This window comes from Ilumatobacter sp. (assembly GCF_039969435.1).
In the GTDB taxonomy this organism is placed as follows: Bacteria; Actinomycetota; Acidimicrobiia; order Acidimicrobiales; family Ilumatobacteraceae; genus Ilumatobacter_A.
This window is the reverse complement of sequence record NZ_JBDVNU010000028.1, coordinates 224,667-250,417: the sequence shown is the minus strand read 5'-3', so window position 1 is coordinate 250,417 and position 25,751 is coordinate 224,667. Positions and strand designations below refer to the sequence as shown.

25 protein-coding genes are annotated in these 25,751 nt (G+C 66.5%); 10 read left to right on the top strand and 15 right to left on the bottom strand.

Features of this window, described 5'->3' with window-relative positions; all coding sequences use genetic code 11:
* Positions 1–14: 14 nt before the first annotated feature.
* From ABJK40_RS14635 to ABJK40_RS14625, 3 genes are all read right to left on the bottom strand, one after another.
* Positions 15–1,175, bottom strand: coding sequence for a glycosyltransferase family 4 protein (locus tag ABJK40_RS14635; RefSeq protein ID WP_348479624.1), 1,161 nt, complete (start codon positions 1,173–1,175; stop codon positions 15–17).
* A 29-nt stretch (positions 1,176–1,204) separates the two neighbouring features.
* Positions 1,205–1,915, bottom strand: a complete 711-nt coding sequence (locus ABJK40_RS14630; protein ID WP_348510331.1) for an FkbM family methyltransferase — start codon at positions 1,913–1,915, stop codon at positions 1,205–1,207.
* A gap of 101 nt (positions 1,916–2,016) precedes the next feature.
* Complete coding sequence (locus tag ABJK40_RS14625; RefSeq protein WP_348479651.1) at positions 2,017–3,114, bottom strand: glycosyltransferase family 4 protein; 1,098 nt, start codon at positions 3,112–3,114, stop codon at positions 2,017–2,019.
* An 87-nt stretch (positions 3,115–3,201) separates the two neighbouring features.
* Here ABJK40_RS14625 and ABJK40_RS14620 point away from each other — a divergent pair, with 87 nt between their 5' ends.
* Both ABJK40_RS14620 and ABJK40_RS14615 read left to right on the top strand, forming a co-directional pair.
* On the top strand, positions 3,202–3,387 hold the full coding sequence (locus ABJK40_RS14620; RefSeq protein WP_348479652.1) for a hypothetical protein: 186 nt from the start codon (positions 3,202–3,204) through the stop codon (positions 3,385–3,387).
* Positions 3,388–4,354: 967 nt separating this feature from the next.
* Complete coding sequence (locus ABJK40_RS14615) at positions 4,355–5,503, top strand: glycosyltransferase family 4 protein (RefSeq protein ID WP_348479650.1); 1,149 nt, start codon at positions 4,355–4,357, stop codon at positions 5,501–5,503.
* On the opposite strand, the gene ABJK40_RS14610 is transcribed toward ABJK40_RS14615, so the two are convergent.
* From ABJK40_RS14610 to ABJK40_RS14590, 5 genes are all read right to left on the bottom strand, one after another.
* Positions 5,448–6,275 carry a glycosyltransferase gene (locus ABJK40_RS14610; RefSeq protein WP_348479622.1) on the bottom strand — a complete coding sequence of 276 codons (828 nt, stop codon included), beginning with the start codon at positions 6,273–6,275 and terminating at the stop codon, positions 5,448–5,450. The genes ABJK40_RS14615 and ABJK40_RS14610 overlap by 56 nt on opposite strands.
* Positions 6,268–8,046 carry an ABC transporter ATP-binding protein gene (locus ABJK40_RS14605; protein ID WP_348479621.1) on the bottom strand — a complete coding sequence of 593 codons (1,779 nt, stop codon included), beginning with the start codon at positions 8,044–8,046 and terminating at the stop codon, positions 6,268–6,270. Before ABJK40_RS14605 ends, ABJK40_RS14610 begins: the two co-directional genes overlap by 8 nt.
* Positions 8,039–8,926 (bottom strand): glycosyltransferase family A protein, encoded by an 888-nt coding sequence (locus tag ABJK40_RS14600; RefSeq protein ID WP_348479620.1) that lies wholly within the window; start codon positions 8,924–8,926, stop codon positions 8,039–8,041. Before ABJK40_RS14600 ends, ABJK40_RS14605 begins: the two co-directional genes overlap by 8 nt.
* 339 nt (positions 8,927–9,265) lie before the next feature.
* On the bottom strand, positions 9,266–10,354 hold the full coding sequence (locus tag ABJK40_RS14595) for a glycosyltransferase family 4 protein (protein WP_348479619.1): 1,089 nt from the start codon (positions 10,352–10,354) through the stop codon (positions 9,266–9,268).
* Positions 10,354–12,492, bottom strand: coding sequence for a GNAT family N-acetyltransferase (locus ABJK40_RS14590; protein WP_348479618.1), 2,139 nt, complete (start codon positions 12,490–12,492; stop codon positions 10,354–10,356). The genes ABJK40_RS14595 and ABJK40_RS14590 overlap by 1 nt, the downstream gene beginning before the upstream one ends.
* Between ABJK40_RS14590 and asnB the strand changes: the two genes are divergently transcribed.
* The 6 genes from asnB to ABJK40_RS14560 all read left to right on the top strand — a co-directional run bounded on the left by asnB (position 12,389) and on the right by ABJK40_RS14560 (position 18,079).
* The gene (gene asnB, locus ABJK40_RS14585) at positions 12,389–14,482 is read left to right on the top strand and encodes an asparagine synthase (glutamine-hydrolyzing) (protein WP_348479617.1); all 2,094 of its coding nucleotides are present in this window, start codon (positions 12,389–12,391) and stop codon (positions 14,480–14,482) included. The two genes, ABJK40_RS14590 and asnB, sit on opposite strands and share 104 nt — an antisense overlap.
* A complete protein-coding gene (locus ABJK40_RS14580; protein ID WP_348479616.1) occupies positions 14,458–14,988 on the top strand; it encodes a hypothetical protein in 531 nt (176 codons plus the stop codon). Before asnB ends, ABJK40_RS14580 begins: the two co-directional genes overlap by 25 nt.
* Positions 14,989–15,010: 22 nt before the next feature.
* Positions 15,011–15,817, top strand: coding sequence for a polysaccharide deacetylase family protein (locus tag ABJK40_RS14575; RefSeq protein ID WP_348479615.1), 807 nt, complete (start codon positions 15,011–15,013; stop codon positions 15,815–15,817).
* Between the two features lie 59 nt (positions 15,818–15,876).
* Positions 15,877–16,824, top strand: a complete 948-nt coding sequence (locus tag ABJK40_RS14570) for an NAD-dependent epimerase/dehydratase family protein (RefSeq protein ID WP_348479614.1) — start codon at positions 15,877–15,879, stop codon at positions 16,822–16,824.
* A 3-nt stretch (positions 16,825–16,827) separates the two neighbouring features.
* Positions 16,828–17,640: a hypothetical protein gene (locus ABJK40_RS14565; RefSeq protein ID WP_348479613.1), complete on the top strand. Its 813-nt coding sequence runs from the start codon at positions 16,828–16,830 to the stop codon at positions 17,638–17,640.
* Between the two features lie 61 nt (positions 17,641–17,701).
* On the top strand, positions 17,702–18,079 hold the full coding sequence (locus ABJK40_RS14560) for a PqqD family protein (RefSeq protein ID WP_348479612.1): 378 nt from the start codon (positions 17,702–17,704) through the stop codon (positions 18,077–18,079).
* Here the strand turns inward: ABJK40_RS14560 and ABJK40_RS14555 are convergent.
* From ABJK40_RS14555 to ABJK40_RS14540, 4 genes are all read right to left on the bottom strand, one after another.
* Complete coding sequence (locus ABJK40_RS14555; RefSeq protein WP_348479611.1) at positions 18,061–18,354, bottom strand: PqqD family protein; 294 nt, start codon at positions 18,352–18,354, stop codon at positions 18,061–18,063. The two genes, ABJK40_RS14560 and ABJK40_RS14555, sit on opposite strands and share 19 nt — an antisense overlap.
* Entirely contained in the window at positions 18,351–18,989 is a 639-nt protein-coding gene (locus ABJK40_RS14550; RefSeq protein WP_348479610.1) for a hypothetical protein, read from the bottom strand. The genes ABJK40_RS14555 and ABJK40_RS14550 overlap by 4 nt, the downstream gene beginning before the upstream one ends.
* A 230-nt stretch (positions 18,990–19,219) precedes the next feature.
* Positions 19,220–20,236, bottom strand: a complete 1,017-nt coding sequence (locus ABJK40_RS14545; RefSeq protein WP_348479609.1) for a nucleotidyltransferase family protein — start codon at positions 20,234–20,236, stop codon at positions 19,220–19,222.
* A 10-nt stretch (positions 20,237–20,246) separates the two neighbouring features.
* The gene (locus ABJK40_RS14540; protein ID WP_348510330.1) at positions 20,247–20,552 is read right to left on the bottom strand and encodes a PqqD family protein; all 306 of its coding nucleotides are present in this window, start codon (positions 20,550–20,552) and stop codon (positions 20,247–20,249) included.
* Positions 20,553–20,590: 38 nt separating this feature from the next.
* Between ABJK40_RS14540 and ABJK40_RS14535 the strand changes: the two genes are divergently transcribed.
* Together ABJK40_RS14535 and ABJK40_RS14530 are read left to right on the top strand one after the other, a co-directional pair.
* Positions 20,591–21,190 carry a hypothetical protein gene (locus ABJK40_RS14535; protein ID WP_348479607.1) on the top strand — a complete coding sequence of 200 codons (600 nt, stop codon included), beginning with the start codon at positions 20,591–20,593 and terminating at the stop codon, positions 21,188–21,190.
* 116 nt (positions 21,191–21,306) lie between these two features.
* Positions 21,307–21,912: a hypothetical protein gene (locus ABJK40_RS14530; protein WP_348479606.1), complete on the top strand. Its 606-nt coding sequence runs from the start codon at positions 21,307–21,309 to the stop codon at positions 21,910–21,912.
* 625 nt (positions 21,913–22,537) lie between these two features.
* Here the strand turns inward: ABJK40_RS14530 and ABJK40_RS14525 are convergent.
* The 3 genes from ABJK40_RS14525 to ABJK40_RS14515 are packed head-to-tail and all read right to left on the bottom strand — an operon-like array spanning position 22,538 to position 25,699.
* Entirely contained in the window at positions 22,538–23,758 is a 1,221-nt protein-coding gene (locus tag ABJK40_RS14525; protein WP_348479605.1) for a glycosyltransferase, read from the bottom strand.
* Entirely contained in the window at positions 23,742–25,034 is a 1,293-nt protein-coding gene (locus tag ABJK40_RS14520) for a nucleotide sugar dehydrogenase (RefSeq protein WP_348479604.1), read from the bottom strand. Before ABJK40_RS14520 ends, ABJK40_RS14525 begins: the two co-directional genes overlap by 17 nt.
* Entirely contained in the window at positions 25,031–25,699 is a 669-nt protein-coding gene (locus tag ABJK40_RS14515) for a hypothetical protein (RefSeq protein ID WP_348479603.1), read from the bottom strand. The genes ABJK40_RS14520 and ABJK40_RS14515 overlap by 4 nt, the downstream gene beginning before the upstream one ends.
* Positions 25,700–25,751 lie beyond the last annotated feature (52 nt).

Here is a 25,751-nt window from a genome sequence, read left to right as displayed (position 1 = left end):
GTACCGGCTGAATGTCACCACCGCGAGAACGGCAGCAACGAACGCCATGTGACCGGCGACTTCGCCGCTGCCTCGGTGTACAGGGCCGCCATCGACCGAGTGGCCCGATCGAGCCCGAATCGCTGGACGAAGGTGGAGTGACCAGCATCTGCGAGCGTTGCTGCGAGGTTGCGATCATCGAGGAGTTGTCCGATCGAGCGAGCAAGTTCGGCGGGCTCCTCAATCGGTACGAGCAGAGCGTTGCGATTGTCATCCAAGATTCCCACCAGGCCGGCAAGATCGCTCGCCACGATCGGTAGGCGCGTCGCCATCGCCTCGATCGCAGCACCCGCAGCCCCTTCGCGTCGAGACGACAGGACGAACACGTCTGCAGCGCGCAGAATCTCGTCGACATCGCGACGGTCGCCGAGAATCCGTACGTCTTCCGGCCGCCTCAGGGCAGCAATTCGGACTCGCATCGCTGCCGTCTGTTGTCCGGAGCGTCCGGCGATCATGAGGACGAAGCCCGGGCGGTCCGCCTGGAGGATCTCGACAGCGTCCAACAGCACGTCGAACCCCTTCGGGTGCTCGTGGCGTCCGACGGCCACCACCAGTTCCGTCGCACCATCGACTCCGAGATCGTCCCGAATCGTCGGTCGCTCGCCTTCGTGCGCTGGCCGGAATCGTGAGCCGTCCCGGCCGCGTTCGGCGACTCGGATCTTGCGTTCGGCAACCCGAAACTCGTGGCGAACCGAGTCGGCGACGCCCGGGGTCACCGCATGGACCATTGAACAGAGATGACGCGTCGCAAATCCTTCGGCCCCTGTAACGACACGCAGCTTCCAGGTGGCGACGCCCGGCCGACGTGCTTCGGGCGTGCTGACGATGCTGATCAGGATGGGAACGCCTGTCCCGATCGTTCCCATCGATCCGATCATTGTCGGTGTGAACAGATTGAGGTGGAGGAGCGACGGCGCCGTCGAGCTGACGTACCGACGAAGCCAACGCATGGCAGACAGTGGCGCCGCGTTCGGCATCGTGGTGACGGCGACACCTTGATCGACGAGTCGCTGCTCGACATAGCTGTCGGCTCGGTAACGACACACCAACTCCACATCGATCCCGAGGTCGCGCATTCCCGGAAGGATCGCTGCGAGTGAGTGCTCGGCTCCGCCCTGGCCGAGAGAGTCGATCACGACCACCACCCGCATCGGGCCCCGACCCGTCACGACAGTCGAGCGATCAGGTCCTGGCGACTGCGGAGGACCGCGACGCACGCCGGCCCGACCCAGGTCTCCTCCGCCGTCGAGTACGGCATGAACTCGATTCGATCGGGCTTGACCTTGCCGATGGTGAAGCCGAGCGGCTCGAGGAGATCGTAGAAGTCGGCGAGCAGGACACGGCTGTGGATGTTCCACTCGTTGTATTCGAACTGGACCATCGTGATCGCACCCTTGGCAAGGGTCTCTGAGAAACCGCGCAGTACTTCGATGTCGTGACCTTCGGTGTCGATCTTCAGAAGGTCGATGTGCGCGAGGGCATGTTCGCTCACGTAGCTGTCGCCGGTCCGGATCTCGACCATGATGTCCGTCCCTCGATGGTCCGCGTGCCTGACGAGCGAGTTCAGATCGGACGAGTGTTCGTTGAGGAACAGCGTCCGACGTTCATCGATCCGGCCGAGCCCAAATGCATTGACGACGACTCGGTCATCACCGTCGGTGGCACGAACAAGTTCCCGGGCGCTTCCAGGGGTGACCTCGAAACAGTGGATGACAGCCTCGGGCTGGGCGTTTCGGACCAGTGCGGCCCACTCCCCGTGGTGCGCACCGACATCGACCACGCACGCCAACTCACCGGCCGGAACCTTCAAGAGGTAGACGGCTTCGCCGTTGTTCCGAGCGTTGTGGTCGTTGTTCCGATAGGCCTTGAGGAACACCTGACACGCATGCGCAAGGCGCCGAACAATCCGATTATCCGATCGGCTACGGACGAACTCGAAGACGCTGTGCTTCACCGACGTCACGAACGTACGGGTACTCATCGTCTCGCCAACTCTCGATACGTCTTCACGAAGTTCCTGGTGGCCACCCCCATGCTGAACTTCTCGAGACTACGGATCCGGCCAGCTGCTCCCATCCGGAGTCGTAGTTCATCGTCCTCAGCGAGACGTTGCAGTGCCATGGCCATGGCACCGACGTCACCAACGTCCACGAGGAGGCCGGTCACGTCCGGGTCGATGAGGTCCGTCACACCTCCGACAGCAGTCGCCACCACGGGAACTCCGGCGCTCATGGCCTCGACGACGACGAGTCCGAACCCCTCGTAACCCGACGCAGAGAGGACGATGTCGGCCGACCCGTACGCATCGGCCAACGCCCTGCGGGAACGGGGTCCGATCAGGTGTACCCGGTCGGACACCCCCAGTTCCTCGGCGCGATCCCGCAACTCGGCTTCCATCGTCTCACTTCCCCCACCCACAACCACGAGATGGACCCGCGTCCCGAGGCGATCCGCCGAAGCAACCGCTTCCACGGCGTCACCGAAGCGCTTGGATTCGACGATCCGCCCGACGGCGAGAACGACCACGTCGCTGTCCTGGACACCGACTTCGCATCGCCATCGGTCACGTTCACCATGGTCGATCGGGGAGAACAAGTCGGTGTCGACACCGAGTGGGAACATGACGACCTTCCCTTCACCGGGCCGCCAACTGGCTCTGACCTCGTCGCGCACCGAGGTCGAGTGACAGATCGCCGTGACGCCGAGGCGGCGCACCCACCACCCCTCCATCATGTCGGTGAAGTGGCTGTGACGACCCGAGCCCGGAGCGTCGTGGACTTCCAAGACGAACGGCGTGCGAGGAGCAGTGAACCGTGCGACGATTCCGAGCCAGCCGATCCCACTGTGCAGTTGAACGACGTCCGGACGGATGCGTCGAACGAGCCGAGCAACTCCCCAGGCGAGACGGAGTCGATCGATCGGTCGATACCCGCCCCGGACGTAGTCGAGCGGATGCAACGTGATCGGAAGCGCACCCAGATCTCCGCTGCGCTCCGCCGGTCGCGTCGTGATCACGTGTGTCGTGAGCGACATCGGCGACGCTGATACTGCCAAGTCACGGACGACCGTCTGCACTCCTCCTCCCGCCGCTACACCGGTGACGACGTGCGCGACCGAGATCGGCCGTTGCTGCCGTACCGTCCCTGAACTGTCCAGCACGTCGTGGACAGAGTCAGCGAATCGAGCGACGTCCCAGCGCTCGGCACAGCGTTCGGCAGCTCGGCGTCCGAGGTCGGCGGCGCGGTCCGGGTCGTCCAACAGAGCCATCACTGCGGCCGCCAACGCAGCGGGATCCTCCTGCGGCACGACGACTCCCGCATCGCCCACCTGCTCGACCGGCCCGGGTAGATCACTCGTGACGACGGGACGACAGAGTGCCATCGCTTCGAGAACGACCAGAGGAAACGAATCATTCCGGCTCGGAAGAACGAAGACCGCGGCCGCAGCGATCTCGCGCAGCGCGGTTTGGCTCTCTCCCGCCACCTCGACTCGTCCAGTGGGCAACTTTGGATCAACTGCCCCGATCCATCTCCACCGCGCGTCACACCCGCCCGCCTCGGCAAGTCGGGCGGCGTCCACGAAGAGGTCGAAGCCTTTGCTTGCAACGCCTCGGCCGCATGCGACCACAATCGATTCAGCGACTGATCGGTCATCCGACGAACGGGCCGAACGGATCGCCTTCGTGTCGACGGCTGATGTGATGACCGATACCCCGCCCACGCCGATGCCCAGCGCGTCCGAGACGGTGAGTGCCGCCTCGTCCGAACACGCAACGAGAGTTGCGGAACGAAGGATCGGATCCGCCGAACGGATCCTCTCTCGCGCCCACTCAGCTGTCTCGTGGACGTGAAGCACAGTCGACCGACCGGCTTCCAACGAGGCGACGGCGACACCGGCGGTGACCGTCGTGTTGCACCACACGAGATCGGGATCGACCAGCGCGATCGTCCGTCGGATTCCCCATCGATCCAGGCGTCTCGCAAACGTGCGCAGCGGACCGACTTGGCGGAGTCGGGCGCGAACGACGTTGAGCGGCTGGCGAACCGATTTCGAGGCTCTGGCATCGAGTTCGCTGAGAAGCGGGCCTCCCCACCGGTGCCACACGACGGGCTCCCAACCGGCGTTTTCGAAGGCAGTGAGGAGGTCGACGGCGACACGCGGAGCGCCTGTGCGTGAGGCCTCATGCGAAACCAGAAGTACTTTCGGTCGCCAAGTCTCGGGAGCAGCCGTCACGGCGCGCCGATCGAACTGCGGTTGGGCACCGTGATCCTGTCGACTCCCATCAGCAGCAACCCGCCATACGCTCAGCCACGTGATGACCGGGTGGTTGCGCGACCGGCGACGACATGCAAGTCAGAGTACCGAGCCCACCATCGCGCTCCTGAAGTCACCGCGCTACGGCCCCGCCCGAACGACCGATCTGCTCCCGTACCGCATCGACCTGCTCGCCAGCAGTGGATTCTCGCTGCGCTGGTCGGACGAGCAGAGGTCGTCTCGACTCGATTCCCTGGTCCGCCGCCTCGAAGGACTCACGGTGCCGTTCTCGCAGGCATGGCGGACGCGTCGGCTTCGTCGTGACGCCGTCGCGACCATCGCCATGTTCGAGAGCGAGGCGCACGGCCTGGCCCTGTGGCGTCGGATCAGTCGACGCTGGCACCCACCACTCATCGTCATCGCATGTTGGCTCACCGAAGTCGCCACACAGTCGCCGCTGAGGCAGCGCCTCTATCGCCAGTTGTACAAAGCCGTCGACCACGTCGTCGTGTTCTCGGAGAATCAGCGAGACGTGCTCGAAGCTCGGCTCGGCATTCCATGCGACCGAATCACGTCCGTCCGTTTCGGTGTCGACCTCGACGAGCTCGCCGAGATCGACGTCTCGGACTCATCCGGAACCATCGTCGCGGTGGGGCGAGACCTCGGCCGCGACTGGAGGACTCTGGCAGACGCCGTGCGAGGGACAGGCTGGAAGGTCGAACTCGTCACTCGTGCGATGCAGGTGGAGAACATCGATCTTCCCGCAGAGATCCGTCACCGCCACTCGCTGCCGCGGGACCAGTATCTGCAACTCCTCGCCGATGCGACAATCGTGGTCGTTCCGACTCACGTTCGCGCCTATCCCTCGGGTCAAACCGTGCTGCTCGAAGCCATGGCTCTCGGGAAGCCATGCGTCGTCACCGACACCCCAGCGATGCGGGAGTACGCGACCGATGAGGTGACGGCGCTCGTTGTGCCGCCCCACGACCCACCCGCAGTCAAACGAACGATCCAACGTCTGCTCGACGAGCCACTACTGCGTGCGAGGCTCGGTTCTCAGGCCAAATCGACGGAGGCCGAGTACGGAGGCGCCGGTGTCATGTGGGTTGAAATCGCCCGATGCGTGACCAGCGCCGACGCCTCCGAGTGCGCGGTCAACCCGCCGCTCCCGGATACTGATCAGGCCCGGCCTGCCAATACCGATAGGTGACGGTCGGCAAGTAGCCCATACGTACGCCGATCAGACTCATTCGTTTCCAGAGGTTCCAGTCCGCTGGTTCATGCAGCCGATACGCAGTGGCCGAATACTCCATGAAGAACAGGCCGGCGGAGTACAGAACGGCACCGTGCGTCGTCGCTCCCCTTTCCATTCGATTCTTTCCAATGCGACCGACAACACCCGTGGAACAGAGTTGCTCCGTATCGCTCCAGACGAACTCCAATCGCTCGCGCCGTGCGTGGTTCAGGAGAACCTCGACGTGGTCATGGGTGAACTCGTCGTCATCGTCCAGCGGAGCGATCCACGAGCCAGCGGCGAGCAGGAGGGCCGCATTCATGGGCTTGCATCCGGCGACTCGCCAGCGATCCACGCCGGACTCCGGATACCGACCCATCACCGGCAGGTTGACGAACCGGATTCGGTCGTCGGCAATGGACGCAACCGCTCTTGCGGTTCGTTCATCGCAGTCGTCTCCGACGACGAGGATGTCCAGGCGCTCATAGGTCTGCCGCGTCGCTGACGCCAGCGCACGTTCGACCAGTTCGTCCGGCCGATTGCGGGTGGCAATACGAACCGTGACCAGTGGCTCGCCGTCATGCTCGTCGACCCAGCACACGTCTCCATCACCTCGTGCATTCACGAGGTCGGCGCGCTCCTTCGCCAGCCGAGCGACTTCGGCGACGTGCTCCGCGGCAAACGAAGGCAGGTAGGCGTGACGGGTCCGAGCGATTTCCCGTGCCCACTGCCTCGTCGAATCACGCACGATGGCTGCCCGCTGGGACCAAGCCCGAGAGTTCCAGGACCTCGCGGTAGAACTCACTCGACTGTTCGAGTACCTCTCGTCGGTCGAAGGCAACGATCCTGCCGTCCTGCACGACCATGATCCGATCGCACGAATCCAGAGTCGAGAGACGGTGGGCGATGATGACGACAGCAGCATCGGCACGAAGCGCGTGGAGCGTCTCGCGGATTCGAGCCTCGGATCTCGCGTCGAGCGCACTCGTCGGCTCGTCGAGGACCAGCAGGTCAGGATCGGTCGCCAAGGCTCGGGCGATGCAGATGCGCTGCCGTTGACCACCTGACAGGTGCAGGTCCGTTCCACCGACGACGGCCTCGTAGCCGCCCTGTAGAGCAACGATCTCGTCATGGATGTTCGCCGCACGCGCCGCCGCCTCGATGCGCTCCGGAGGAATCTCGGGTCGGAAGAATCGGATGTTGTCGGAGATCGTCCCGTTGATCAGCTTTGCGTCCTGTGGGACGAAGGCCACGCGTCGACGCCATCCATCGATGGCGATCTCGTTCGCCGGAACGCCTGATGCGAAGATCGAGCCTGACGTGGGCGTTCTGAGCCGAAGCAGCAGTTGGACGAGCGTGGACTTGCCGCTCCCGGACGGACCGATGATCCCGATGCTCTCGCCCACGTCGACCCGAAAATTCACATCCGTCAGTCCGAAGCCGTCAGGCGAATACGAGAACCCGACATCTCGGAACTCGACGAACTCAAAGTCGGCGCTGTCGATGCCGGAGCGGTCCACCGCATCCGAACGGTAGGCATCGAGCTGCTCGGACAGATCGGCCAGGTACGGCTGGCTCGCCTGAAGTGTCCCGTACACCGCCTGCGCCAACTGTGCGTAGGCCAGTGATCGGATCATCATGACCATGACCGCACCGAGCGACGCGAGGTCTCCGGTCCCCGACGCACGAATCGCTCCCAATGCCCCGACCAGCAGAAGCAGCAGCACGGTCGCGTACATCGGCGTGAAGAGGAACGCCACGAACGACTGGCGTCGTAGCGCCCGGCTGTTGGCAACGATCACGTCATCCACCCGCTGGTTGACGGTGTGCTCGACTCCGAAGATCTGGATCTCCTGCCCCAACCCCGAGACTTCGCTGATCTCCGTCGCGAAGTCGAGTCCCGTGTCAGCCGAGCCACGCGACGTCCGTCGAACCAGGCGCCTCAACGGCTGCAAGGTGAAGCCCAAGAGAAGCACCGCAACGAGCAGCGCGACCGCCGCAATCGGGCTCACGAGCAGTGCGGTGACTGCGAGCGCCAGCAGGCTCAATCCGCTCGTGATCCCCTTGGTGATCGCATCCACCACGGTCGACACCCTGGACACGTAGGTGGTCAGGAGTTCCTGGAGCCGACCGCCCCGTTCCCGTGATTGGCGCGACCAGCTGCTGTGGAGATACGCGGACGCCATCTCCTTGCGAGCCGCAGCGAGCACGTCCGTGACCAGACGCGCCGCCTGATGCCCGTTCCACGTCTGAGCACCGCCACGGACGAGGATGACCGCTGCGGTGAGCAACAGTCCATTGACGATCGTGAGGTCGATCACGACCGGACCCCCGCCGAGCGACACTCGATCACTGCCCTGGGACAGAGCGAAGGCAATTCGCGTCACCATCACGAGTGCGAGGGCCTCGGCCACCCCGGTTCCCAGCGCGGTCGCCGTGACCCCGAACAACTGGCGCCGACGGCCGGCGAGCGGCGGACGAAGCAGTTCGACCAAGCCCGGTGAGTTCTTCTCAGTCATCGGTGCCTCGACTGCGACGAGGCGCTCTCGGAGCCGCCGCTCTGGCCAACCGACCCCAGTGCCGCCATTCGGTCGGATGATGGCGCACGGCGAGCGCCAGGTTCGAGAGCGCCTGCCGGCGATGGCCGAGTCTGGATGCAGCCACACCGGTAATCGCATAGTGCGACGCGAGGAGCGAAGGGTCCTTCGAGATGAAGTCGTACGAAGCACACAGCAGCCGTGTCGCTGAATCGAACCTCTCCTCGGCGTCGTAGACGCGGTCGCTACGGTGAATCCTCACGAGTGGGTCGGGGATCGAGGCAGCCATCAGATCATCCGATGCAATGAGTGCTCCGATTCGCATACCGAGATCGGAGTTCTCCCCGAATCTGAGACCCTCGGGAAACCCTCCTGCTGACGTGAAGGTGCTCCGGCGGACCATGTAAGCACCCGCTTGGAACAGCGCACACACGTCATCGAAGGCGGGACCACAATTCGCCGGAGCAACCATTTCCGCCGCGCCCGTTCCCTCGGACAGATACTCAACACCGCATGAGAACAGATCAACACCCGACCGAGCACTCGTCACGAACGCCTTCAACCAGCCTTCGAGCGCAACGTCGTCGCTGTCGAGAAAGGTCACGTACTCGGACTGCGACGACGCAACGCCGTGGTTGCGTGCGGCCGACACTCCCAAATGTGGGCGAGGTTTCACGCGGAGGCGAGGGTCATTGACGGCTCCGAGAACCTGCACGGTGTCGTCTGTCGACCCATCGTCGACAACGATGAGCGAGAAGTCGGTCTCACCTTGGCCGAGGACGCTGCGCACAGCGCGAAGGGTCTCGACGGGCCGGTTGTGGGTCGGAATCACGACGGTGATCAGGGGGTCGGCCAGCATCATCCACCTGCGCGGGACGAAGACGGCGAGAACATCGTCCCAAACCTAGAGTCGGCAGCGGCAAAGCGGGGCCAATCACGGCGGCCAGTGGCCATGGTGGTTGGTAACGGGTCCAGGTCGATCATTTCAATGACGATGCCATGAGGACTCTCGGCGTCGCAGCCGACGGCGTGAAGTTGTTCCACGACACGCGAAGGCAATCGCTCGATCGGTTCGAGCGGTTGCGTTCGCTGTCCACGGCGTGACGCGGAGCGTTCGCAACGTCGTCGCACAGCCCTCATCTTCCCTCGTCCGATGCCATGATCTTGGGACGCAACCCGCGTGGCGTCGATGCCAACCAGGTCACCAACGGCTTCGTGCTTGCAACACCACCTCTTCCCAGGCGGCCACAGCGCTGACCCACCCCCAGAGCGCCGGCACATCACTCGTGCTCGGCACCTCGTCGGCGTCGGCCTCAATGGTTTCGACGATCGCGCTGCCGATCCGACGAGCGGACTCGTCCACACCGCACGTCGTCCCCATTTGGCCGCGATCGAACATCCACGTCACTGCGCCGACCGATGTGGCCACGACCGGTACTCCGCACAAGCCAGCTTCGATCAGCACTCCGGGCATTCCCTCGGTCGAACTGGTCGACAGCACCACGTCGGCAGCCCAGTACGTCTCGCGTACGTCAGCGAGCGTGCCCAGGAAACGACAGCGACCGCCGAGCGCTCGTGCCGCCTCCTCCTCGAGTTCGTCGCGCAGTGGACCATCACCAACGACGAGCAGGAGGTGCTCGTCGGACAACAATGCAACCGCGTCGATCGCGAGACCGAGTCGCTTCTCGGGGGTGATCGACCCGACCCACAGGATGACTCGGTCGGATGCCTTCACGTCGAGGCGCTCGCGTGCGGCTTCACGCTGTTGCGGTTCCGGGGGATGGAACTCCTCCGCCGACCGGGCGTTCGGGATCGACACGGTTCGTTCCGCGCCGTACAGCGTTCGGATCGCCTGTTCACCGCCGGGCCAGAGTGCGACGACAACAGCCGCACGACGCATCAGCCATCCGGTCCGTCGGCGGCGCCACCCCGTGTGCGCCCACGCTGACGGGTCACCGATGCTCCGGTAGATGAACGGTGTCCGGGATCCGAGCGTGGCGATCGCACACGCTGGCAATGCCCGCGACCCGAACGCGATGACAACGTCGACATCTCGGACGCGACGACGCAGTGCGCGAAGCGTTCCGAGCGCGAGCGTCGAACGTCCGAGCGTCTCGACGTCGAGCGGTGCCGATGACTCCGCCCGGGCAAGAGCCACGGCGTCTGCGACCATGTCGCCGCCCGCGAGCTCTCTCGCGAGTCGCTCGCCTTCGATCTCGGCGCCGCGGCGGGCATCGGAGGTCAGAACGACCAACACCCGCAGCGCCTGCTCGTTCGAATGAGCGGTCATCAGAACAGCTCGACGTCGGCCATCGTCAGCTCCCAGTTCGCCAGGGGCGGCGAGGCGCTCATCCCCAGCGACCTCCACATGAGCACGGGTCCCGCTCCCGGCATCGGGACGAACCCGTTCCGTGGCGACGCCTTCCCCAACCGCAGCGCGTGGGTGACTCCGGTCCCTCGCACCGCGCGACCGACGATCGAATCTGCTTCGCCGGCATCGACTCCGAGCGCGAGGAGTGAGACCAGCTCGGAGGCGGACCCTCTCGTCCGTTCGCGTACGACCACGCCCGTCCCGCTCTGCGCGCCGGGAATGACCCGGTAGTCGAGAAGGTCGCCTCCGAACCGCCAACGAAGTCGGTCGTGCGTCCATGCGGTCGACAGCGTGCGACCGTCGCACGCTGCGTCCGGCAGCGCTGAGTCCGGAGAGAACCAGTCGTCGAACGGCTCCCCGATGTCGCTCGCAACCGACCACAACTCGGCCGGAACCCGGCTCGACGCGGCGCGACGCGCTCCCCGAGGACCGGTGAACCTGACGGCCGCCCGAAGCGACCCGACGTCACGCCAACCCATCTTCAGGTAGCCGGGCCGGCTCGCGTCGTTCGGAGTGTTGAACACGAAGTCGACGCCGGCCCCACCGATCTCCTCGAGGCCGTGCATGGTGAGCGAGCGGAAGACGCCTCGGCCCTGCGCTGCAGGATCGGTGACCGTGTCGACGGCGCGCACAGCGTCGAGCATCTCGCCGTCGCGCCGGAACTGCCAGCGCATGAATGCACGGAAACCGATCACGTCGTCGTCGTCCACCGCCACGTAGGCGAACGACGGCCCGAATGCGTTGCGGTCGTGCTTCCACGCGAACAGTTCGTCGACCCGATCGTCGTCCGGCCAACCGAGGGCCTTTCGACCGAGCCCGAGAATCGACGCCCGGTCGACATCGGTCGCCTCGCGGATCGTGAACTCTCGCCTCGCCGGTGAACTGCCACCGACACGAACCCGGTCCGATGGCGTTGGCGGTTCCGGTGGACGTCGAGCCGGCATCTTCCCGTGGTTCGCCAGTTGCACGTACAACGCTTCGATCCGTTCGACGGTCCGCCCGATGTCGAACGAGCCGGCCCGTTCGGCTGACGCCGCTGCGAGTGTGATCCGCAATTCCGGGTCGCTGTGAAGGCGCTCCCATGCCGACGCCAGCGCATTGGGCTCGCGTGGCTCGACGAGGAGCGCGTCGACGCCGTCGGTGCACACGTCGGCGACTCCGCCGACGGTGGTCGCGACCACAGCGAGCCCGAGCGCGCATGCGTCCATCAGGGCAACCGGCAGGCCTTCGTGGAACGAGGCCAGCGTGAAGACATCGAACGATGCCATCACGCGAGTCGCGTCGGTGCGGTGTCCCGTGAGCACGACGTGGTCGCCGAGTTCGAGTGTCTGCACCAGCGCTTCGACCTTCGATGCGAGCGGCCCCTGGCCCACAGCGACGAGGCGTGCCTCGATGCCGCGATCGATCAGGGTTCTCATCGCCCGGAGCAGGTTGGAGTAGTCCTTCTGCGCCCGGTAGTTCGCGACCGTCCCGATCACGAACTCGTCGGAGCGAATGCCGAGTTCGGAACGCACGACTTCGCGCTCACGACTCAACGCACTGACGGCCGCGACGTCGACGCCGTGATGCAGCACCTCGGTACGTGCCGCCGCCTCCATCGACATGGACCGTCGCGTGCTGTCGCTCACTGCGATCACTGCGTCGTCGAGTCGAGACGTGAGTTGATTGACGAACCGAGTCGGACGGGCGAACGTGTTCCACTCGTTGTGCTCGGTCGAGATCAGCGCAGGGTGACGGTTGCCGCGTATCGACCGGACCGCGAGCCGGCCGGCGGCAGCGAGCAACGGCGAGTGCGCATGGACGACATCCCAATCGCCGTCGACCACGAGTCGACGGAGACGCCTCGGCCATGCGGTGTCGCCGGAATGCTGCGACAGGCAGTGGCATCGGACGCCGACCTGCTCCAGGCGCTCTGCCAGATGGTCTTTCTCGGGCACGACGAATGCGCACTCGATGTGGAACCGGGTGAGGTCGTGCGACTCGGCAGCGGACGCCAAGAGATGCTCGGCGCCGCCCGGTCCGAGACCCTTGACGAGCCACAGGACACGGATCGCCACAGGGCAGACGCTAGCGCTGCCGGTCTCACCGTTACAGTCCCACCATGGCTGCGTGGCACGTGTGTGTGGGATAGCCGGCATCGTCGGGACCGGCCTCGGCTCTACTGAACGGGCGACCGCTCTGGTCGAATCGATGGTCGGAACGCTGACGCATCGTGGGCCGGATGGATCCGGTGTCGTTGCCGTCTCACCCAACTGCGTGCTCGGCCATCGCCGACTCGCCGTCATCGACCGCTCCGACGCCGGGCACCAACCGATGGTCTCCCGTTCGGGCCGATGGATCGTGACCTTCAACGGCGAGATCTACAACCACCGCCAGATCCGGACGGACCTCTCGGCCGAAGGTGCCCACTTCCGCGGACACAGTGACACCGAGACGCTCGTCGAGGCGATCGACGCCTGGGGTGTCGATGCCACGCTCCAACGAACGAATGGGATGCTCGCCCTCGCCGCGTTCGACGCCGTCGACGACCGGCTCGTCATCGCCCGCGACCGGTTCGGGGAGAAACCGCTCTACTGGTGGCATCGCGAGGGGCGACTCGCGTTCGCCAGCGAACTGCGTGCGCTCCGCCAGCTCCCCGACGTCGACTTCGAACTGGACGATGCGAGCGTCACCGCGTTGCTACGGTGGTCGTTCGTTCCCCACCCGCACACGATCTACCGCGACGTCTTGCAGCTGGCCCCGGGATCACTACTCGACATCGCCGTCCACGCCGACGGCCACGAGGTCACCGAGCGTCGCTGGTGGTCGCTCGAGGACACCGTGGTCGGAGCAGTCGGCGACCGGACGGACACGACACCCACCCGAGCAGCGGACGAACTCGAGGCACTCCTCGCTGATGCCGTCGCCCTGCGCATGGAGAGCGACGTCCCGCTCGGAGCGTTCCTCTCCGGCGGCATCGACTCCTCCGTGGTCGCCGCCCTCGCCCAACGGGCATCGGGCCATCGATCACTGGTCACGTTCACGGTGTCGATGCCCGACATCGGCTTCGACGAATCCGATCACGCCCGAGCGGTGGCCACACATCTCGACACGGATCACCACCAGCTCCACCTGTCGGCCTCCGACGCATTCGAGCGGATCCCACAGTTGCCCCACGTGTGGGACGAACCGTTCGGCGATCCCTCGATGCTGCCGAACCTGCTGCTCTGTTCGGCAGCGAGCGACGGCCTCACGGTGTGCCTGGGCGGCGACGGGGGCGACGAGTTCTTCGCCGGGTACAACCGGCACGTGCTCGGCTCGGCGGTCGAACGCCGCACCGCACGCCTGCCGGAGTTCGCTCGCCGCGGCCTCGCGCGACTCGCACTGTCCGTTCCGCCGACGGTCGTGGACGGCGCCGCGCGTTTCGTCCCCGGTCTCCGGCGCATCCCGAACCCCGGCGACAAGGCCCAGAAGTTCGCGGCACTGATGGCAGCGGATCGCGGTGACGGGTCGACCTGGGAGGCGCTCGCCGGCGTGTGGCCCGTCGACGCGTTGACGCCGACGCCCCACCGGCCTTTCTCGCCGGACCCGGGGATCGAACTCGACGCAGTCGAGCGGATGATGCTCGCCGACACGTCCTCCGTCCTGTGCGACCAGATGCTCGTCAAGACCGACCGGGCGAGCATGGCCGCATCGCTCGAAGTTCGTGCGCCCTTCCTCGACCATCGGGTTCTCGAATGGGCGTGGCGTCAACCGACCTCGGTCAAGGTCGCAGGCGGTGTCGGCAAGCAGGTGCCGCGCGACGTGGCGGAGCGCCTCGTCCCCGCGTCGATCGCGACGCGACCCAAGATGGGCTTCGACCCCCCACTCGGCGCCTGGCTCCGGACCGACTTGCGAACGTGGGCCGAGGACCTCCTGGCGAAGCCGACCTGTGTCGAACGCGGCTGGATCTCCGGCGATGTCGTCGCGACCGCCTGGTCCGATCATCTCAGGGGCCGCCGGAACCGTGACGACCGGCTGTGGAGCGTGTTGATGTTGGAATCGTGGCTCGCAGCGCACGGTCATTGACGTGGCCATCGGTGGTCCTGCCGGGCGAGGTCCCGGCGGTCATGATCGGTGTGGCCGCGTCGATCTTCCTCTGCGTGCCCGAAACCGATCAGATGGACGAGGTGGGAGTGGCGCTCGGCGTCGTGCTCGTGCTCGAACTGCTGGCACGTCGGCCGTTCGGGCCCGCCGTCGTCGCGGTCCAGGCCGGCGTCGTCCTGGCCGCCGGGCTCTACGGTGCAACGAGCCGGGACTCCGCGACCGTGGGTGCCTGGTTCTCGTTCTGGCCGTTCGCCCTCACGTCGCTCACACTGCTGGTCACGCACCGACTCGGTGATCGTGTCCGGGTCGACTCATCCCGGCGGATCCTGATCGAGATCGTCGGAGTCGCCGCAGCGATCGGCGTCGCCCGCACCGGTGCGATCCAACCGACCATCGGGCCGGCAGTGGCTGCGGTCGCTGTCGCTGTGCCCGTCTCGATCGCTCTTGCGGCCCTCGTGGTCCTCGCGAGGCGACCGACGCCATCCTGATCGCCGCTGCCACACTGGGACCGTGTCGATCAGGAGCTTGGTCAAGAGGACGAGTCCCCTCGTCGACTCGATCCTGCGACCTCCGCCGGGCATCACGATCCTGATCTACCACCGTGTCGGCGGCGGCACGCCGAGCGCGGTCGACCTCGACGTCGACGAGTTCCGTCGCCAGCTCGACCACCTGCGAGAGCACCACGACGTCATCGATCTCGACACCGCGGTGTCGCGACTCGAGTCGAACGAGGTCGCCCCGACATCGGGCGTTGTGCTGACGTTCGACGACGGCACTGCGGACTTCTGCGACGTGGTCGTTCCCGAACTCGTGGCCGCCTTCGTCCCGGCCACCCTCTACGTCACGACCGGGTTCGTCGAGGACCCGCAGGGCTTCCACTGGGACACGCCGGCCGTCACGTGGTCGGGACTGCGAGATGCCGTGTCGACCGGACTCGTCACCATCGGGTCGCACTCGCACACCCATGCGCTGTTCGACCGGATCGGCCCGACGCAGGCAGCCGACGAGATCGCCCGGTCCATCGACGCCATCGGTGACAACGTCGGCGTCGTCGCCGAGCACTTCGCCTACCCGAAGGCACTGCGAGCGTCGGTTGGAGTCGAGCCGACCGTGCGCCAGTCGTTCACGACCGCCGCAGTCGCTCGCGGGCGGGTCAACCGACCGGAACGATTCGACCTGCACCGCCTCACTCGCACACCCATCCAACGCGACGACGGGCCCGCCGAGTTCGCCGCCAAGGCCCGAGGTGGAATGCGACTCGAGGGCGAACTCCGCGAACTCGTGGCACACCGCCGCTACCGCGACGCAGTGAACTGACCGACCTCCGCACGAAGCGGTCGGACCCTGACGACGCGCACCATCGGTAGCCTGCCGCGATGCGAGTCCTCGTCACCGGCGCTGCGGGATTCATCGGCTCCCACGTGTGCGCTCGACTCTCGGAGGATCACGATGTCGTCGGCATCGACGATCTCTCCACGGGTGATCGTTCCAACCTGGACGGCATCGACATCGAGTTCGTCGAAGGTTCGATCCTCGACCCGGATGCCCTGGCCACAGCAGCCTCCGGCGCCGACTCCGTCGTGCACCTCGCTGCGATCCCGTCGGTCCCCCGGTCGATGGCAAACCCACTCGCCAGCCACGACGCCATCGTCACCGGAACCCTCCGCGTCCTCGAAGTCGCACGCGCGCTCGATGATCCGCTCGTCGTCATGGCGTCGTCGTCCTCGGTCTACGGAGCGAACCCGGAACTCCCGAAGCACGAGCGGATGACGCCGATGCCGATGAGTCCGTACGCCGGAGCCAAGTTGGCCGCCGAGCAGTACTGCACGACCTGGTCGCGCTGCTTCGGCCTGCGAACGCTGCCGTTCCGGTTCTTCAACGTGTACGGATCGCGCCAAACGCCGGGTCACGCGTACGCCGCCGTCGTGCCGGCGTTCGTCGACGCGGCCCTCGCCGGGCGACCGATCCCCGTCCACGGTGACGGAACCCAGAGTCGTGACTTCACGTACGTGGGGACCGTGGTCGACGTGATCGCGGACGCGCTGCGGCGCGACGTCGCCACCGACGGTCCCGTCAACCTCGCGTTCGGGACGCGTTCCACACTCCTCGACGTGATCGAGTTGCTGGAGACGCAGTTGGGCCGAGAACTCGAACGAGAGCACTCGACGAGTCGGGTCGGCGACGTTCCGCACAGCCAAGCCGACCACACGTTGCTCGACGAGCTGTTCCCCACGATCGTCCCCACCTCGCTCGACGACGGCCTGCGCGACACGGTGGCCTGGATGACCTCGTATCTCGCCGGCGATCACGCCCCGAGCAGCTGAGACGTGACCGTGAAGCGGGTCGGTACCTACCGGGCTCTGGACTGCGTCTTCGAACTCCGCACCCACTCTGCACTCGCGGACCCGTTGGAATCGGCACTGGTCGACCTCCGATGCGACGACGCTCCCGACGACCGCCTCGTCGTGCGATACCGACGGCGATCCGGCTGGGAGTGTCGATGGCACCGGGCCGGACGAGACCATTCCCATGGCGAGACCGTTCGCGAGGAGGGCGATGCCCTCCAGGACGCACTCGCCCACATCAGCGCAGCAGCCGCTCGCTCGGCGTCGGCGCACGATGCCGTTCTCCACGGTGGCGCCGTGGCGATCGACGGGCACGCGGTCGCCCTCGTCGGGCACGACGGTTCCGGCACCGCAGTGTTGGCTGCCACCGCCGTGCTCGACGGGCACCTGCACGTCTCGAACGACGTCGCTGCCATCGACCCGAACGGTCGGGTCAGGTGCTTTGCGCGCCCGGTCGGACTGAAGCCAGAGGAGGCGGACGGGCTCGGCGTCGAGATCCCTCCCGGACCCTTCGACACCGTGTTCCCGTTCCGGATCGCGCCGACCTCACACGGCGAGAACCTGATGCCGCTCCGCGCCGTCTTCCTCGTTCAGACGTCAGACGTCGATCGATGTGAGCGAATCGATCCTGCTGATGCGCTCGTCGAGTTGTACCGGAACTCGGTCGGCGCAGAGGGCTCCGAGCGCCGGATGTTCGCCCGCCTCGAGACGGTCGTGAGGACGGTGCCCGTCCACCGTCTCGAGTGGCAGAGCCATCGTGCGGGGATCGAGCAAATCCGCACCACGCTGTCATGACCGATCGCAACGTTCGGCCGAACGGCGCGGGCGCTCGACCGGTCGTCGTAGGGTTCGGGTCGTGACCGAGCCGCACATCGCTGAGCCACACACCGCCACGTTGCGTTTCGATGCCGACGATCGGCCCGAGGCGATCCACGAGGCCGACGTCGCTGTCTTCGAAGGGGCCGCCGTTCTCTTCGACGTGGCAACCTCCGTCGTGCACCGTCTCGACGGATTCACGGCCGGCGTGTGGATGTCGTGCGACGGCACACGTCCGGTCGAGCAGATCGCCACAGACCTCGCGGACGCATTCGGTCTCGACGCGGTCGACGACTCCGTGCCGGCCCGCGTGGACCAGTCGCTGTCGGTGCTGGCCGACCACGGCCTCCTGGTCGACTTCGCTGCGATCGCTCCTCCGTGCGTGGGCTGCGGCCGCGATCAACCGACCGACGGCTGAACCAGGAGTTGTCGGTCGAGGAGACCGTCCAGCATCGTGTCGACATCGCTGCGGATCGAAGCGGGGTCGACGTCGTATGCCATGGCCACAGTTTCGGTGATCATGGCGACGGTCCGACGGCCGTCGATCGTCGCCCAGATCGCTCCTGCGGTCCCCGGAAGCCGATGCCAACGGCGTGTGGAGTCGTGGAACAGGATGATGTCGCTCCCGTCGGAGGGGCTGAACGTCGCCGCTTCGTCGCTGGCGTGCGGAACCTCGCTGGCGTGCCACGTCACGTGTCGACCGACCGATCGAGTGCGTCCGACACGACGCGCGCTGCATCGCCCACGTCGCCGTAGGTCACGGCGAGCGCACGTGCATCCTCGACCATCCGGCAGAGACGGTCGAACACGATGCGCCCGTGTGTTCCGAGCCCGGGCGTCAACGCCGCGATCCGCTCGAATGCGTCGGCGTGATCCAGTTGCTGCACCGACGACTCAGCCAGCGACCGGTACGTCGGGAACACCAGGAGCCCGACGGGGGTCGGCCGGGTCCCGACTCGGGCTCCGAGGACCCCTGCCGGGACGAGTCGTTCGTACGCGACGTGGCCCGACGAGTCGACCGGTGCCCGCTCGGTCGCGAGGCGGGCGAGCGGGCTGTCGGATCGCACACCCAGCGGGCGAGGGAAGGGGATCACCCTCCCCTCGTCGTCGATGACGGCCACCTCGTCGGTCAGGTACTCCATCTCGTGGTGAACAGCCAGCCAGCCCGCCAACGTCGTCTTGCCGCTGTGCGACGCACCCATCAACAGCGCAGCCCGTGAGCCGCGGGCGACGGCTGCGGAATGGATCGCCACCGGTTGCGACTCGATCGCCAGCCTGTTGAGCTCCCACTGCTGATGGACGAGGACCGCCTCGTCCATCAACTCCATCTCGCACGGCTCCCCGTCACGTCGGATCGACCACGTGACAGGCGGTCCGACGCTCCGTGTCGCGTCGAACCTCACGGTTCGGTCAGGAGTTGCGGCACCGTCGGGCGTCGTCAAGTCTGCGAACACCGATCTGGCGGTGCGTTCGAAATCGAGTGAGTCCGTTCGTAGGAAGACGTCACTGTCGCCGACCCGCAGCGGCCCGACCTCGAGCGACATCGATCCTCGTTCGGTCATCGCCGGCGCTCCCGGCCCATCATCCACGAGGTCCCGACGAAGCGTGGACGCTCACTCCACGGCAGTTCGGTCAGAGTCGTGAGCGCCTGCCGGCGGAAACCGGCCCGGTGCGCGAAGACGCGCAGTGCGCGCTCGTCTGCCCGATCGATCTCGACCCGTTCCGCCCGAACGGCGACATCGTGTCCCGACGGCAGGTCGAGTCGCTGCCACGTCTCGACGATGGCCGCTGCCATCACAGCCCGAACCTTCCACCGGTCGGCGATCCGCCATGCAGTCTCCAGGTCCTCGGGGGAACCGAGCGCGATCTGTGCGACGTCGCGGAATGCACGCACCTCACGGCTGCCGCCCAGCGCTGCATGGAAGCAGGCGTGCAGCATCCGATGCGGCGTCGACGGAACCGGGATCAGCCGACCGGCCAGCGTGATCGAACCCGGTCCGTCGAAGCACTCCTCGGTCCGACATCGGGCGCCGAAGCGACCGATTGCGAACCGCAGATGGAGATCCACCTCCATCCCGTCGACCATCGCAGTGACCCCTTTGCCGTACCGCCGCACGTATCGATGGTGCCACTGATGCGACGACGAGTCATCGGCGAGAATCGCGACCGTTCTGTCCCAGTCGTCGGGGTGGATGACGAGATCGATGTCACCGAACGTCCTCAGCGCTGGGTCGGCGAAGTCGAGGTGTGCGACCGCGGGACCCTTCGTGACCAGCCACCTGATGTCCGCTGCGTCCATCTGCTCGGCAACACGCACGAGGAGTGCCTCGAGTAACACGCAGGCGTGGAGTGCATCGTGCCAATCGTCGTCGATGGACGTCGCGATGTCGCCGGGTTCCTGCGCAGTCTCGATCACGATCTCGCCCGAACGCACCGCGTCTGCGAGCAGACCGCTGATCCGATCCGTGCGACAGAAGACGCGAACACCTTCCAGGTCATCCTCCTCGAGCACCACGGGTCGAGCAGAGGCGACGCCGCCGAACTCGGGGAGCGCGTGTCGAGCGGCCGCGATCACCGCGGGATGGTCACGGTTCGCGAACTGCACAACCGATCTCCTCCCATGCAGCGAGAGTCCGCAACGTGTCGGCTCGCACCTCGTCCTCGTCGGCCCGATACTCGGCGGCGAGTCGCGTCACGATCTCGTCCACGTCGATCGGTTCGGCATCAGCGCTCGGCAGCAGGTTCCACACCGCAGTGGCGGAGCCACTCGCACGGACACTTGTGCCGTCGATCGACGCCACCGTCACGAACCCCGGCACTGCACGCCACACCACGTCGCTTCCACGCCTGGTGCGCCCCCGGGTCACGACTCCATCATGTCCCCGGCTCATCGACTTCCCACGCTACTGACAGTAGAGTTGTCGGAAGTATGGGCTCGTCCGACACCCGCGAGATCGACCGTCGCACGCTCCTCGGGAAGCTTGCGGCCGCTGGAGCTGTGGGCTGGGTTGCTCCGACCATTCTCAGTAGTTCGCCGGCGGCCGCCGGCATCTTCACCGCCAAGTGTGCGCCCGGCAACGTCACGGCGACGAACGCGTTCGTCCCCGTCAATTGTCTGAACAACGGAAGCAACGTCACGATCACCATCACCTTCAACGGACCCTGCCCGTGCGGCGGTACGAGGATCTGGTGTTCGCAGCGCAACACGCCCACCACGTCCGCGAGTTCGACCGCCACGGTGTTGAGCTTCCTCCAGTTCGTACCGATCGGATCGGTCACGATCACCGGCAGGGTCGCGCTCGGCTGCACCGACCGCGACGGCGACACCCAGTTCGCACGCTACGACTGGTCGATGGTCGCGTTCGACAACGGGAACGCGTGCAACACGGCCATCAACTCGATCTCGGGGATGACGTTGAGCAACCGAACACTCGTCACCCAGCCTGCGTGCGCAACGATCGTGACCGCCGCTGCCGCACGTTCGGCTCAGGGTGAAGCTCCGACCGGCGCCACCCGACAAACCATCTGATTCTTCGGAAGCCAAGAATTCACCAGGAGGTCGCCGACGTGGCACGACCATCGCTCGCGCTGCCGAATTGCGAGGAGAACCTATGTCCTTGTGGGTGACATTGCTACCGTCTCATCGTGGATTCGGTGCAGGGAAGAGAGTTGGATCGTCGGGAGGTGCTGCGCCGACTCGCCGCAGCGGGTGCAGTGGGTTGGGCATCACCGATGATCATCAGCAGCCCCGCTTCCGCAGCGGGAGTGTTCACCGCCAAGTGCGCTCCCGGCGTCGTCACCGCAGGAGCACCCTCGTTCTCCCAGACCGGGTGCACGGGCACCGGGACCACGATCACCGTCACGATCACCTTCGCCGGACCGTGTCGATGCGGCGGCGTCTCGACATGGTGTGTGCAGAAGAACTCGCCCGGTGGTGTGGTGTCCTCGACCACGCCGACGATCTCGTTCTCCGTCTCGGTACCGATCAGTCAGACGATCACGATCAACGGCCGGGTCGCCCTCGGGTGCACGGATCGTGACGGCGATCGTCAGTTCGCCGTCTACAACTGGACGATGACCGCCCGGGACAACGGCACCGCGTGCACGACCGCCAGTTCGGTCACGCCGGTGGTGTTGACGGGTCGAACACTGGTCACGTCGATCGCGTGTCCATCACTCGCGTCGATGATGCCGACCTCCGCGCCAGCAACGTCGACGACTCGCTCCACCGGGACTCGACCACCCGGTTGACCCGTCGGCACCAGCCAGTCATCGCTCATCGAGCGCCGTACCGGACACTGCAGACCTCTCGCGGTGGCGGTGACACTACAGTGAGTGAACATGGAGCCGCCGGAGCGCATAGACCTCGACCGTCGGCAAGTGCTGCGCCGACTCGCCGCAGCCGGCGCAGTGGGGTGGGCATCCCCGGTCATCCTGAGCAGTTCACCTGCCGCAGCCGGAGTGTTCACCGCCAAGTGCGCTCCGGGCAGCGTCACGGCAACGGCTGCGGTGGAGTACACCGCCTGTCCCCTGGTGCTCGGAGACTTCACGTACAGAGTCACTCTGACGTTTATCGGATCCTGCCCGTGTGGCGGACCTTCGACCTGGTGCGCTCGCAAGGAGGCACCCGCACCGTTGGTTTCCTCAACGACCAACATTCTCGTGTTCAGTGCGAGTGCGCCTCGACTCACGACTCGCCCATACAGCGGTCGGGTCGCTCTCCGTTGCACCGACCGAGACGGCGACACGCAGTTTGCGATCTACAACTGGTCGCTCAATGTTCAGACCGGGCTCACGTGCATCCTCTTCGGAAATCCCACGGTGACGGTTCCGTCGGTCACCGGCCGGACGCTCGTGGACTCCGCGACGTGCCCCCTCACCTGACGGAACATCCCGTGCGATGTTGCGCACCTCCACTTCGAGGTGATGCGTCGGCAAGCCAACCTTCGTAGCGATTCGCGATGCCGTCGTGGACCAGACGACGGTCGAAGTGCTCCTCGACGTGCTCGCGTGCAGCGATGCCGAGTGTCATCGAGCGCGCGGGTTGCCCAGCGACATCGACCAGCGAGTCCCCGAGCGCCTGCCGGTCACCCGTCGGCACCAACACACCGGTGACGCCGTCGACCACGGCGTCGACCGTTCCGGTCGCGGCGTAGCCGACGACCGGAACGCCCGACGCCTGCGCTTCGAGCGGCGCGTTCGGCAGCCCCTCGCGATACGACGGGAACGCGAGCACGTCGGCGGCTCGGTACACGTCGCGGGTGTCGACGAGCCAGGTCACGTGATGGATCCGCTCGTCGCTGTCGATCGCCCGACGAGTCACGGCATCGAGTGGATCGGCCGACTCGAAGTCACCGACGAGGAGGAGCGACACGTCGTCGCGCCCGTCAAAGCGGGTCGTGAACACGTCGACCAGGTCGGCCACACCCTTGTCCTTCGTCAGCCGGCCGACGAATGCGATCACCGTGCCGTCGAGCCCGAGCGACGCACGTGCGGCGACACGCTCGGCCGGCGTCGATGGCGTGAACCACTCGACGTCCACGCCGTTGCCCGAACCGGCGCCGATCACCTCCCCCACGCCTGACGGCACGACGCCCTCGTCACGAGCGGCCCACAGCACGCTCTCGCTGTTCGCGACCACGTGAGTGGCGCACCGCACCGCGACCCACTCGGTCCCCCGCAGGATCCGGCGCTGCCATCCCGACGCCGTCTCGAATCGCAACCCACGGATGACGTACACCCGCACCCGCACCCGACAGAGCCGGGCCGCCACCGTGCCGAGGAGACCCGCCTTGGGAGTGGACGCGTTGACGATGTCGGGCCGCACCCGACGCAGGAGCCGGATCGTGGCGACGAGCGCCCGAAGATCGCGGAACACCGACATCTCCCGCACGAACGGGACGTGCTCGACGCACACTCCTGCGCCCCACCCGGGCGCGGACGAACCACCGACCGGCCCGGTGCAGGCCACGCCGACGGTCACGTCGAACCCGCGCTCCACCATGAATCCGAGTTGCCCGCGGACGAGGACACTCGAGATGTCGCTCGTCAGCAGGTGGACGATCCTCGGGCGTGCGCCGTCAGAGGACGTCGCCACGGAACTCCACATTGCGGAGGTGGTTCTTCGCGTCGAACACGAGCGGCGCGTGCTCGGCGATCACGTCGGGTTCGAACTCGGGGTGGTCGACGAGCACGACGACCAGATCCGAGTCGCCCAACTCGGCCGAGTCGAACGCCACCAGCGGGAAACGCAGTCCGGACTCGTTGATCTGCGGGATGTGCGGATCGCAGAACCGCACCTCGGCGCCGCTCGCGGCGAGACGATCCGCCACGGCCACCGACGGGCTCTCGCGCCAGTCGCTCGTCGAGCGCTTGTATGCCAGGCCGAGCAGCAGGACGCGACTTCCGTTGACCGACTTGCGCCGCTCGTTGAGCATGGCGGCCACCCGGTCGTGCACGTAGTCGGGCATGTGCTGGTTGACGTCGTTCGCCAGTTCCACGAACCGGAACGACCGACCCAGATGCTGCTTCACGCGCCAGGCGAGGTAGCTCGGGTCGATCGGCAGGCAGTGCCCGCCCACGCCGGGCCCCGGCGTGAACCTCATGAAACCGAACGGCTTCGTCGCCGCGGCGTCGATCGCACTCCACACGTCGACACCGAGCTCACGGGCGAACATGGCGATCTCGTTGACCAGTGCGATGTTGACGTGGCGGAACGTGTTCTCGAGCAGCTTGACCAGCTCGGCCTCGGCACACGAACCGACGGGGACCGTCGTGTCCACGAGCGTCGAGAAGAACGCATCGACGACCGCGAGCGAGTCGGCGTCGGTCCCACTCACCACCTTCGGCGTGTCGACGAGGCCGTGGTCGAGGTTGCCCGGATCGATCCGCTCCGGCGAGTACCCGAGGAAGAAGTCGCCGACCTCGACACCCGACGACGCCAGGAGCGGGCCGAGCACCTCGTCGGTGGTGCCGGGATACGTCGTGCTCTCCAACACGACGCACGCTCCGGGGCGGAGGCGTTCGGCCAGCATCGCCCCCGCCGACTCGACGGCCGTGAGATCCGGCAGACCGTCGACGAGCGGGGTCGGCACGCTGATCACCGCGACGTCGAAGTCGGCGAGCGACGCCGGGTCGTCGGTGGCCACGTATCCGGCGGCGAACGCACGCGCCAGGTGGTCGTCGCTCACGTCACCGACGTAGCTGTGTCCCGACCGCAGCGAGGCGATCCGGTCCTCGGACACGTCGAAGCCGACCACCTGGAAGCCGACCTCGGCGGCGCGGAGCGCGACCGGAAGCCCGACGTAGCCCTGCCCGACGACCACGACCCTGGCCGACCGGTCGGCGATCCTGCCCAGCGCCAGGTCCCTCATCGCGCTCCGTCCGATCGATCGAGTCGCACCGCGGGAACGCCCACCACCGTCGCTCCAGGATCGACGTCGCAGATCACGACGGCGCCCGCACCGACGAATGCGCCTGCGCCGATCGTGACCCCGGGCAGCACCGTCGCCCCCGACCCGATCGTCGCCGCATCACCGATGCGGACCGAGCCTCCGATGGTCGCACCGGGGAACACCGAGACGTGGTCGGCGAGGATCGAGTCGTGGCCGACGACCCCGTTCGTGTGGACCTGCACGTGATGGCCGAGCGTGACCGCATTCGAGATGCGTGCCCCCGGGAGGAGCAGCACGCCGCCGCCGATGATGCAGTTGCCACCGATCGTCACCGAGGCATCGACGATCGTGGCCCATGCGACCCGGGCCGGGCCGAGCCGCGCCTCGATCCGCGACGCGATCGACCGACGCGCCGCACCGTCGCCGATCGCGATGACGAGGGAGACATCGGGGCCGAGCGGCGTGTCGATCGGACCGAGCACGTCGGCCTGGAGTCGGGCGGCCGCTCGCGGATCGACGCTGTCGTCGAGATACCCGAGCAATCCGTCGACCACACGGGACGACACGGCGGCGTCGTAGGCCTCGCGACCGACCCCGCCGGCACCGACGATCACGAACTCGCCGGGCTCGGTTCTCGGCGACATCGGCAACAAGCTACCGCCGCCCCGCGGACGGTCGGAGGCCGGCGTGCTGCGC

Excerpts from the sequence above, each read along its gene's own strand:
- ABJK40_RS14615 (WP_348479650.1), top strand. The coding sequence starts at position 4,355 with ATGACCGGGTGGTTGCGCGACCGGCGACGACATGCAAGTCAGAGTACC.
- ABJK40_RS14520 (WP_348479604.1), bottom strand. The coding sequence starts at position 25,034 with ATGAGGGACCTGGCGCTGGGCAGGATCGCCGACCGGTCGGCCAGGGTC.
- ABJK40_RS14600 (WP_348479620.1), bottom strand. The coding sequence starts at position 8,926 with ATGATGCTGGCCGACCCCCTGATCACCGTCGTGATTCCGACCCACAAC.
- ABJK40_RS14605 (WP_348479621.1), bottom strand. The coding sequence starts at position 8,046 with ATGACTGAGAAGAACTCACCGGGCTTGGTCGAACTGCTTCGTCCGCCG.
- asnB (WP_348479617.1), top strand. The coding sequence starts at position 12,389 with ATGTGGAACCGGGTGAGGTCGTGCGACTCGGCAGCGGACGCCAAGAGA.
- ABJK40_RS14535 (WP_348479607.1), top strand. The coding sequence starts at position 20,591 with ATGGGCTCGTCCGACACCCGCGAGATCGACCGTCGCACGCTCCTCGGG.
- ABJK40_RS14595 (WP_348479619.1), bottom strand. The coding sequence starts at position 10,354 with ATGACCGCTCATTCGAACGAGCAGGCGCTGCGGGTGTTGGTCGTTCTG.
- ABJK40_RS14550 (WP_348479610.1), bottom strand. The coding sequence starts at position 18,989 with ATGGAGTTGATGGACGAGGCGGTCCTCGTCCATCAGCAGTGGGAGCTC.
- ABJK40_RS14570 (WP_348479614.1), top strand. The coding sequence starts at position 15,877 with ATGCGAGTCCTCGTCACCGGCGCTGCGGGATTCATCGGCTCCCACGTG.
- ABJK40_RS14540 (WP_348510330.1), bottom strand. The coding sequence starts at position 20,552 with ATGAGCCGGGGACATGATGGAGTCGTGACCCGGGGGCGCACCAGGCGT.
- ABJK40_RS14515 (WP_348479603.1), bottom strand. The coding sequence starts at position 25,699 with ATGTCGCCGAGAACCGAGCCCGGCGAGTTCGTGATCGTCGGTGCCGGC.